Source organism: Flavobacterium sp. FPG59 (assembly GCF_002150205.1).
Lineage (GTDB): Bacteria > Bacteroidota > Bacteroidia > Flavobacteriales > Flavobacteriaceae > Flavobacterium.
Genome location: NZ_MTCA01000101.1, coordinates 1 through 10,268, shown reverse-complemented (window position 1 = coordinate 10,268; position 10,268 = coordinate 1). Strand labels below are relative to the sequence as shown.

At 35.3% G+C, this 10,268-nt stretch carries 8 protein-coding genes and 1 tRNA gene; 3 read left to right on the top strand and 6 right to left on the bottom strand.

The annotated features are described in order from the left end of the window. Positions 1-270, top strand: a 270-nt coding sequence (locus FPG59_RS16880) for a hypothetical protein (RefSeq protein WP_217875876.1), incomplete at its 5' end; no start/stop codon positions are given. 301 nt (positions 271-571) lie between these two features. Here FPG59_RS16880 and FPG59_RS10005 read toward each other — a convergent pair. After that, positions 572-1,960 carry a dipeptidase gene (locus FPG59_RS10005; protein ID WP_086454465.1) on the bottom strand — a complete coding sequence of 463 codons (1,389 nt, stop codon included), beginning with the start codon at positions 1,958-1,960 and terminating at the stop codon, positions 572-574. A 158-nt stretch (positions 1,961-2,118) separates the two neighbouring features. Here FPG59_RS10005 and FPG59_RS10000 point away from each other — a divergent pair. After that, positions 2,119-2,200 (top strand) — tRNA-Leu (locus FPG59_RS10000). A gap of 107 nt (positions 2,201-2,307) precedes the next feature. Here the strand turns inward: FPG59_RS10000 and FPG59_RS09995 are convergent. The 5 genes from FPG59_RS09995 to FPG59_RS09975 all read right to left on the bottom strand — a co-directional run bounded on the left by FPG59_RS09995 (position 2,308) and on the right by FPG59_RS09975 (position 7,712). Next, positions 2,308-3,066: a LytTR family DNA-binding domain-containing protein gene (locus tag FPG59_RS09995; RefSeq protein WP_086454464.1), complete on the bottom strand. Its 759-nt coding sequence runs from the start codon at positions 3,064-3,066 to the stop codon at positions 2,308-2,310. A 2-nt stretch (positions 3,067-3,068) separates the two neighbouring features. After that, entirely contained in the window at positions 3,069-4,079 is a 1,011-nt protein-coding gene (locus tag FPG59_RS09990; RefSeq protein ID WP_086454463.1) for a sensor histidine kinase, read from the bottom strand. Between the two features lie 47 nt (positions 4,080-4,126). Further along, positions 4,127-4,861, bottom strand: a complete 735-nt coding sequence (locus FPG59_RS09985) for a hypothetical protein (protein WP_086454462.1) — start codon at positions 4,859-4,861, stop codon at positions 4,127-4,129. Between the two features lie 392 nt (positions 4,862-5,253). After that, positions 5,254-5,940 (bottom strand): hypothetical protein, encoded by a 687-nt coding sequence (locus FPG59_RS09980; protein ID WP_140344624.1) that lies wholly within the window; start codon positions 5,938-5,940, stop codon positions 5,254-5,256. A 5-nt stretch (positions 5,941-5,945) separates the two neighbouring features. Further along, the gene (locus tag FPG59_RS09975) at positions 5,946-7,712 is read right to left on the bottom strand and encodes a DUF885 family protein (RefSeq protein WP_086454460.1); all 1,767 of its coding nucleotides are present in this window, start codon (positions 7,710-7,712) and stop codon (positions 5,946-5,948) included. A gap of 179 nt (positions 7,713-7,891) precedes the next feature. On the opposite strand from FPG59_RS09975, the gene FPG59_RS09970 reads away from it, so the two are divergent. Then, positions 7,892-10,039, top strand: a complete 2,148-nt coding sequence (locus tag FPG59_RS09970) for a M3 family metallopeptidase (protein WP_086454459.1) — start codon at positions 7,892-7,894, stop codon at positions 10,037-10,039. Positions 10,040-10,268: the final 229 nt, after the last annotated feature.

The window sequence follows — 10,268 nt, the reverse complement described above, 5'->3', positions numbered from 1 at the left end:
GATGAGGATAGCCATTATGACGGAATTGAAAACTATGTATCATTTACTTTAAATGATGAAACTCATAAACATCTTTTTTATGTTCACACTTCTAAAGAATTTAATTTTTTATCGGATTATTTTGAAAAAATAATTTTACCCAACTTATATGAATCAAAGATAATTAAGGATGAAAGTATTATTATTTCAAAATTAGATTATACCGAACTACAAAGATTTAAAGTACAATACGATATCAATAGATATACGGATTATATACATTTCAACTAAAACATACTCAATGGTTACAGTTTTGGCAATAGTCGGGAATCTGACTTAGTGTTAAGTTGTTTTGTATCATCACAGCATTTTTCTCCTCAAAAAAAAACATCAACGAACACTCTTTTGCGTTAAGGATGGAAGTGGAAATCCTTTTTAGGCGCTTTTTTTAGGCGGCTAAAAAGATTGAGAACGAACAGCCTGACCTTGTTGCTTGATGAATGGTGTTTTTCAAGAAAGATTTTGTGCAACAAGGGAACGCCCAAAAAAAATCCGCCCTGTGGAGAGCGGATGATGTGGGTTTTGATAGCATTTATTTCGACAATTCTACAAAATACTTGTAAAACAATGGAATGGTTTCAATTCCTTTGAGGTAATTGAAGATCCCGAAGTGTTCGTTTGGCGAGTGAATGGCATCGCTGTCGAGACCAAATCCCATGAGGATGGTTTTTGATTTCAATTCTTTTTCGAACAAAGCTACAATAGGGATGCTGCCTCCGGAACGCACGGGAATGGCTGGTACACCAAAGGTTTCGGTATAGGCCATGTTTGCGGCTTTGTAGCCAATGCTGTCTATTGGGGTTACGTAGCCTTGCCCGCCGTGATGCGGTTTTACCAAAACAGTTACGCCTGCAGGGGCAATGCTGTTGAAATGTTTGGTGAATAATTCAGTGATTTCTTCCCAGTCTTGATTAGGGACTAAACGCATGGAGATTTTGGCGTATGCTTTGCTGGCAATTACTGTTTTTGCACCTTCGCCGGTGTAGCCTCCCCAAATACCGTTTACGTCTAGCGTAGGACGGATAGAGTTTCTTTCGTTGGTTACATAGCCTTTTTCGCCGTACACATCGTTAAGTTGCAGGGCGTTTTTGTATTTTTCTAAGCTGAAAGGCGCTTTGGCCATTTCGGCTCTTTCTTCAAGAGATAATTCCTCAACATTGTCATAAAAACCTGGAATGGTGATATGGTTGTTCTCGTCGTGAAGCGAAGCAATCATTTTAGCCAACACGTTGATTGGGTTTGCCACGGCACCACCATACAAGCCAGAATGCAAGTCGCGGTTAGGACCTGTAACTTCCACTTCTACATAACTCAAACCGCGCAAACCAGTTGTGATAGATGGTTGCTGGTTAGAGATCATTCCCGTATCAGAAATTAAGATGACGTCGTTTTTAAGTTTTTCTTGGTTGCGTTCTACAAACCAACTCAAACTTTTAGAACCAATTTCTTCTTCGCCCTCAATCATGAACTTTACGTTGCAAGGCAAAGTGTTAGATTGTACCATGTATTCCAGCGCTTTTACGTGCATGTACATTTGGCCTTTGTCATCACAAGATCCACGGGCAAAAATGGCGCCTTCGGGATGGATATCGGTTTTTTTAATTACGGGTTCAAATGGGGGAGAAGTCCACAACTCCATTGGGTCTGGTGGTTGCACATCATAATGTCCGTAGACTAAAACGGTAGGTAGATTAGGGTCGATTATTTTCTCGCCATACACGATTGGGTAGCCTGGTGTGTCGCAAATTTCGACAAAATCGCAGCCGGCTTTCTCTAAACTGGCTTTTACGGCATCGGCAGTTTCAAAAACATCGTGCGAATATGCAGTATCAGCACTTACGGACGGAATTTTTAATAATTCGATTAACTCATTGATAAAGCGTTCTTTGTGTTCTTGAACGTATGCTTTTATGTTTTCCATTAGTTGAATGTTGTTTATATTTTCAAAAGTACAAAAAAGAGTATGAATATTTTTTATCAAAATTGTTTTGAATATTCGAAGTTATGTGTATCTTTGCACCCACAAACACCAGTTCAATGAACTCCTCTTTAAATAAGAGTTTAGTGAATTAATTGCACGCGGATATGGTGAAATTGGTAGACATGCCAGACTTAGGATCTGGTGCCGCAAGGCGTGTAGGTTCGAGTCCTATTATCCGCACGAAAAGCCCAAACGAAAGTTTGGGCTTTTTTTGTGTTTTTTGATTTTACTTTATTCAATCCAATAAAAAAAGCTTATCAAATCGAGAAGCTTATATTTTTTGGAATTTATTGATTGATCCAGCGTCTGAATTCAGCCGTTGATGAGGTGCTTGTAATGAAACGTTTTTTATAGTTTTTTAACTGAATTGCTAATCGGTCATTAAAGTAATTTTCTATTTTTAAAATACAATTAATATTAATAATCTCGCCACGGTTGATTTGAAAAAACACTTTTGGATTCAACTCTTGTATCAATTCGCTTAAAGTATCCTTAAAGGCATGTTCTTTTCCTGAGGTGTTAATTGCAACACATTTGCCTGATTCTGCTACTATTGCTGCGATTTCATTTGTGTTCAGCATAGCTATTCCTTCATTATTTTTGATGATAATTCGCTCTTTGTATTTTTTCTCTTCGCGTTGTAATAATGACATTGCCATTTCGTGCCAGTTAATGGTGTTTTCCTCTTTCTTTTTTAGGTTGAGGAATTTTTGCATGGCTTCGTTAAAGCGATTATAACTGATAGGTTTTAGTAAATATCCAATGCCATTTGTGTCAAAAGCTTCCTGATAAAAAGTATTATAGGCTGTTGTAAAAATAATTGGAGCGCTGATCATATTATCTTTTAACGATAAAAAAACTGTTCCATCTAATAGCTCAATGTCTGAAAAAACGACGTCTACAGTTTCCTTTTTTGTGGCCCAATTGCGCAACTCTTCATTGCTTTTAATTTGAGCAAGTATAGTAATGTTTGGGTCAAATTTATGAATGTGATTCCTAATGATTTCGGCATTATGATTTTCATCTTCAATGATTATGCATTTCATATTTAGTAAATTAAAGGAATTGCTACACAATACTCATTTTCTGTTTTTGTGAAAATGACATCCAAGTTAAACATGAGTTTGTAGTGTTTTTTTAGGTATTGGTTTCCTAGTTTAGAGCTGTTTAGTTGTTGTATTGCATTCAGTTTGTTTTTTATGAATATCGTGTTTTCATTTCGATACAATTCAATAATCAGAGGATTTTCTTCGCTTGCCTTGTTGTGTTTTATGGCATTTTCAATTCCTAATTGCAAAGTGCAAGGCAATATAAATCCTGTTGTGTCATTGATGCTTGAAACAACTTTATAAGCGTTGTTGAATCTTTTTTCAATTAGATTACGGTATCGTTTTGTAAATTCAAGCTCTTCAGATAGTGGTACAATTTCCTGTTCGTAATGGTCTAAAAAATAGCGGTACACTCCCGAAAAATCGTCGATAAAGTTTTCTAAATCTTCTGGATTTTTATGACTTAAGCTAGAAAGCACGCTCAAATTGTTGAATAGAAAATGCGGTTCAAGGTTTTTTTGTAGCATTTTAGATTTAAAAATTTCCTTTTCTCGCTCTAATCGTTCTATGTCGAGTTCCAACTTTTTAGAATCATTAAAATAAAGGTAAATTAGCGTAAACCCGCAGGTGTATAAGTGATAAGTAGTGATTCCGAAAGCAATATTACCAATCAAAAGCCAGGTTGACGTAGGTAAGCCATGTACTAAATAGCGGTAAGAAATAAAAAATAAACTTGTAAAAACAGCGAATATCAATAAGGAGAGTGCAAATGAAAGTATGATTTTTTGGGTGTTTTTGAACTGCTTTCTAGAGATGATTTGCCATGATAAGTAGGAGCTAATCAAGGCCAGCAAACAAGTTAAGAGCCCAAAAACATGATCTTCGATTGCAAAAAAATTAATGGAACCAAACTTACGTGTTTGGTACAACGTATAAATCTGTGTAGTGTTTACACCAATTACCACTAGTATTGTGAAGAAAATATTTTTTAGGCTACTTTTTGTTTTCATTCCTGCTGTTTTTACAAATATAATAAAACCTTGTAAGGAGTATCAGTTTACAAATCTTCGGCAATCACATTTTTCATTTCGCCTTTTGTGTTGAATGTTTGTATTTTAGGATTGCCTTTTTCGTCAACATAAATCATTAGTTTGGGCTTTCCTGTGGCATCGTTTAAAAACAAACCTTGAGAGTTTCCTCGGGTTTTGCCCAAGAACAATAGATTGCGTTCGCCATGTAGCTCATATATTTCATTTGTCTTTTTTTTGCGTGTTTCAGGGTCGGTAATTTTTTCAGCTTGAGCAAAGAGTTCCATTCTTGTAGTAATGTTACTTTCTGCAGGATAATCATTGATGTTAATGCCACGTTGCGACATGATTTTGCCATTAACAATTGACTCTTGATTGGATAGTTGTAAAACTTGATCGTCCTTGTAGCGGTCCATCGTAATTGACATTCCAGAAATCAAGCCATTCTTTGTTTGCTTTGTTTGGTAAATAAGTCCACCACATTCATCGCCTTGATCGTTAAAGAAAATAAGTCCTGATGGTCTTTCTCTTTTTTCCCAATCTTTGCCATCCATTCTGCCTGAATGTTGCAATTCTTTATTGCTAAGAACCATTCGTATAGTGCCATCGTTTTCGATAATATTGATTCTTTTTACGTTGATTTCTTCAAAATTTTCAATCTCTTTTAGTTTGTTAAAGGAGAATAAAAAAAATGAAACCATGATGATTGTCATAAATGTAGCATAGGTCGTTAAAAATTTCACTTTGGATTCAGTTGTTTTCATGATTGATTTTGTTTTATGTTCAGTGCTAAATTATTGGCTTTGCTACTTTATTAAAACTCAAATCAATTGAATGAAGGAGGAATAAAAATGAATTGGGAAAAAAGTTAAATAAACTGGAGAGTTGTGATTCATTTATGTTCCATATTTCTAATGAATGTTTGTTAGTCAACCCTTTTGAATGAAGGTAAAAGTTAGTAAAACACCCTTTAATTTAGTATTCCCACGTTAAGATGATTAATCTATTTGTCTACTAACAAATTCTTAGGTAGGAAAAAAAGCGTTGAATTTTGTTTTAATTATATTTTGTGATGTTAAAGTCTTTTTATAAAAAAAAATGCCTCAAATAGTGTTTAACACTTGAGGCATCTATAATAGGGTAAATTTTAAATGTTTTAAGAACCAGAAATAAAACGTATCATATTAAGGATACTTTTTTCGTCTTTGGTTGAATAATCATTTTTCTTGATATAATCAGTAATTTCAGTTTTCTTTTCAGGAAAAGTTTCTAATAAATCTTTTTTATTGCGAGGCAATGGAAAAGCCATTTCTCCATTTTTACTGATAAAAAACTCTTCATTTGCCTTTACATATCTAGCTGGGACAGCTGGTGAATAGGTGTTTAAAGCTTCTTTTCCTTTTTGTAAAATTACACGATCTCTTCTGTATAAAGCTATTTTGTTGGCATTAAACAACTCCACTAAATAGCCGTATATTTCAGTTTCTTTAGTTTTGTAATTCAATAGTTTAATTTTATCGGTAAACGGAATGATAGTAATCGTATTGAAAGGTTCTTTTTTCATTAATGAAAAAACTTCCTTTTTTGGAGTTTCTACCTCAATCATGTCAGTCATTGCATTGTAACGCACCATGATTTGTTGTTTTATTCCAGCTACATCTGCTAGTCTAAATTCATCAACAATATAAGCTGACCCCTTGATTTCAGACAAATCTTTCTTGTTCATTACATCGTTTCTAAACAAAGTGCCAGATGCGGTTGGGTCTAGCGCATCCATAATAAGTTGCGCATTTGCCGAAAAAGCAAACATGCATAATACACTGCTAATTAATAATTTTTTCATAATATTTATTTTTTGACGTTAATCCACTCATTAATTTTTTGTTCCAATAAAGCAAGCGGCATCACACCTGACTCCAATACTTTTTCATGGAACTTTTTAATATCAAATTTAGTGCCCATTTTAGTTTCGGCTTTTTTGCGAAGCTCCATTATTTTCAACTGTCCAATTTTATAAGACAAAGCTTGACCTGGAATAGCCATGTAGCGCTCTATTTCAGGAATAATACTCGCTTCACTTTCAGCTTCGTTGGCTAAGGAATATTTAATGGCCTGTTCTCTTGTCCAGCCTTTCGAATGTAAACCAGTATCAACTACTAAACGTACCGCACGGTGCATTTCGTTGCCTAGCATTCCAAAATATTGATACGGATCTTGGTATAAACCTAACTCTTTACCTAGACTTTCGGTGTATAAAGCCCAACCTTCGCCGTACGCACCAAACCAATTGAATTTTCTAAAATCAGGAAGATTTTTGTTTTCTTGCTGTAAAGAAATTTGAAAGTGATGTCCCGGAATGGCTTCGTGCAAAAACAAATCTTCGTCGCCATACATGTTGTATTCTTTTACATTCGGTATCGGAACATAAAAAATCCCTGGACGCGTTCCATCTGCTGTTCCTTGATTGTACTCGGCACTAGCGGTTTGCTCTCTAAAAGCTTCGGTACGTCTTACCTCGAATTTTGTTTTTGGCTGTAAAGCAAATAGCTTGTCAACATTAGGTTTAATGCGGGTGTAAATACTGTTAAAGTTAGCAATAACTTCCTCTGGTTTGGTGAAAGGTTTTAATTCTTTCTTGTTTCTTACTTCTTCAAAAAACTCGATTAAAGTCCCTTTGAAACCTACTTGTGCTTTTACTTTTTCCATTTCAGCAGTCAGTCTCGCTACTTCTTTCAATCCAAGTTCATGAATTTCCTCGGGAGTTTTATTGGTAGTAGTCCATTGTTTTACATAAGCTGCATATAGTTTTTTTCCAAAAGGTAAACTGCCTATTCCGCTTGTTGCTCTTGATGCTGGCAGGTATTCTTTGTTCAGAAAATCAGCCATTTTCTTGTATTGCGGAATCAATTTAGTGGTGATTGTAGCCGTATATTTTGCAGTTAAGTCTTTCTTGATGCTTTCAGGAAACGATGCTGGCATTAATTTTATCGACGAATAAAATAAATTGTCTTCGATATTTGGAGTTTCCATCTCTGCAAATTGCGGAATTAATTTTACCGTCAATGCTTTTGGTAAAACCACTCCTTTCTCTAATCCTTTTTTCATGTACACCATTGCCGAATCAATCCAAACGGCATATTTGTCCATTCGTTTTAAAAAGTTGGTATAATCTTCTTCTGTTTTAAAAGGCTGAGCGCCAGTTCCACCTGCAAACTGACCCATAGTCAAGTGTGTTCCCCAAAATTGATGTACCGGAATTAAATTAGTTGGCTGTTCTAACACTTCTTTTCCAACTTCAATTTCCCATTTGATGATTTCGTAACTGTTTTTTTCTTCTTCAGATAAATCCGCTACGTCAAAATTTTGCAACTCTGTTTGGTATTTGTCAAAAAAAGCCGCTTGCGTTTTTCTGTAACTATCGGTCATTTCAAATTGCAACTGATCGTTGTACTCGTTTTGGCCACTTTGGGTTGCACCCAATGGATCTAGCGCATTCTTATCATCAAAATAGCTTTTGGTTAAGTTAGTAAAATCTTCCTTTTTATCTTCAGATTTACAGTTTACTAATAGCAGGGCTGTAGTTACTGTAAAAAGTAGAGCGGTTATTTTTTTCATAATTTCGGTTTGTGATTTAAATAGCTAATGTATTGATTTTATTTCAATACTTAAATTAGAATGTAAAATCCTTTGTATGAAGTCCGTTTTCCTAATCATAAAATTAAGTTAAGGCAAAGCGTCGATTGGTGTATGAACAGGATTTAAGTTAAATTTACGTTACTAATTAACAAATTAAAATGAGAAAGAAATCCCTTTTTCTGATGCTAGTCATCGGAAATATGCTCACCATCCAAGCACAAGAAAAACAAGAAAACACAACTATGAATCCATTTTTTCAGGCTTATAACACGCCTTTCAATGTTCCGCCGTTTGACAAAATCAAGAACGAGCATTTTAAACCTGCTATTTTAGAAGGAATCGCGAAACATCAAGCGGAAATTGATGCTATTGCAAATAATACACAACCTGCTACTTTTGAGAATACCATTTTAGCAATGGAAAATGCAGGCGAATTGTTAGCTAATGTGAATACCGTTTTTTCTAATTTGAATTCTGCGAATACCAACAAGGAAATTCAAAATATCGCTAAAGAAACAGCTCCTAATTTATCGGCGCACCGCGATAACATTTACTTGAACGAAAAATTATTTGCTAGAGTAAAGTCGCTTTGGAACCAAAAAGAAAGTTTGGGTTTGAATTTAGAACAAGCTAAAATTTTAGACAACGCCTATAAAGATTTTGTTCGAAGCGGCGCTAATTTGTCTAATTCAGATAAGGAAATACTACGCAAAATCAACGGTGATTTGTCCTTGACAAGTTTAAAATACGGTCAAAACATTTTGGCGCAGACCAATAGCTATAAATTGGTTATTGATGCTAAGAAAGATTTAGCTGGATTGCCTCAAGGACTTATTGATGCCGCCGCCGCAGATGCGAAAGCAAAAGGTAAAGAAGGCAAATGGGTTTTTACACTATCTAATTCTAGTGTGATGCCATTTTTACAATACAGTTCAAATAGAGAATTGCGTCAACAAATTTGGAATGCCTACCAAACTAGAGCCAATCATGACGATGCTTTTGATAATAAAGCAAATGCGGTTGCACTAGCTAATTTACGTGGACAAAAAGCACGTTTGTTAGGGTACAAATCACACTCTGATTATGTTTTGGAGGAATCAATGGCTAAGACACCTAAAAATGTGAACAAGCTCTTGAATGATTTGTGGAAACCAGCTCTTGAAATTGCCAAAACAGAAGCCGCTGATATTCAAAAAATGATGGTGAAAGATGGTATTAAAGGTGCAGTTCAACCATACGACTGGCGTTATTACACCGAAAAAATCAGAAAAGAACGTTTTGATCTTGACGAAGAAGAATTGAAACCTTATTTCAGTTTGGATAATGTGCGCAAAGGTGTTTTTCAAGTAACCGAAAAGTTATATGGAATTCAGTTTAAAGCCTTAACAGATGTACCAAAATACCATGAAGATGTAACGGTTTGGGAAGTTTTAGAAAAAGACGGAACGCACTTAGGAGTTTTATACATGGATTTTCATCCTCGTGAGTCTAAACGTGGCGGCGCTTGGATGACATCCTACCGCAGCCAAAAAACGGTTGATGGCAAGCGAGTGGCTCCCGTAGTTTCTATCGTTTGTAATTTTACAAAACCCTCAGCAACTGCGCCAGCATTGTTAACTTTTGATGAGGTGACCACTTTCTTTCATGAATTCGGACATTCATTGCACGGTTTATTGTCTAATGTAACGTACAGAAGTCTTGCAGGAACTAGTGTTCCAAGAGATTTTGTAGAACTTCCATCGCAAATTATGGAGAACTGGGCTGTAGAGCCTGAGGTTTTAAATATGTATGCCAAACACTATCAAACTGGAGCAGTAATACCAGAAACGCTAGTAAACAAACTAAAAAAAGCAGGGACTTTTGACCAAGGTTTTACAACGACTGAATACTTAGCAGCTTCTTTATTGGATTTAGAATACCACTCGCAAACCAAAGACATTACTGTTGATGCCAACGCTTTCGAAAAAGCAGCCATGACAAAAATTGGTTTAATTCCATCGATTATTCCTAGATACCGCAGTACGTATTTTAGTCATATTTTTTCTGGTGGATATTCTTCTGGGTACTACAGTTATATTTGGTCAGGAGTTTTAGATACTGATGCTTTTGAGACGTTTAAAACAACAACTCTTTTCAATCCAGAGAAAGCTAAATTATTCCGAGAAAATGTGTTAGAAAAAGGAGGAACTGAGGATCCAATGGTTTTATACAAACGTTTCCGTGGCGCTGAGCCTAGCATTGAGCCGCTTTTAAGAAAACGTGGTCTGGACAAAAAACAAGAGCCAGTAAAGAAATTAAAAGGCTAATCCTAGTTATTGAATTCAAGAAAGCCCTAGAACAGCACTTTGCTATTGTAGGGCTTTTTTTTGAGGTTTAATAGTCAAAAATAGTTGGTAAAAATGCTGTAAAGCATTATAAAATATGATGTTTCCAAAAGTTTATTGAAATTCGTTTCAATAAACTTTTTTTATTTATGAAAAACTCAAAAAAAAGCGTTGTCCAACGTGCAAAAGTCTTCAAACTATTAAATGGGGA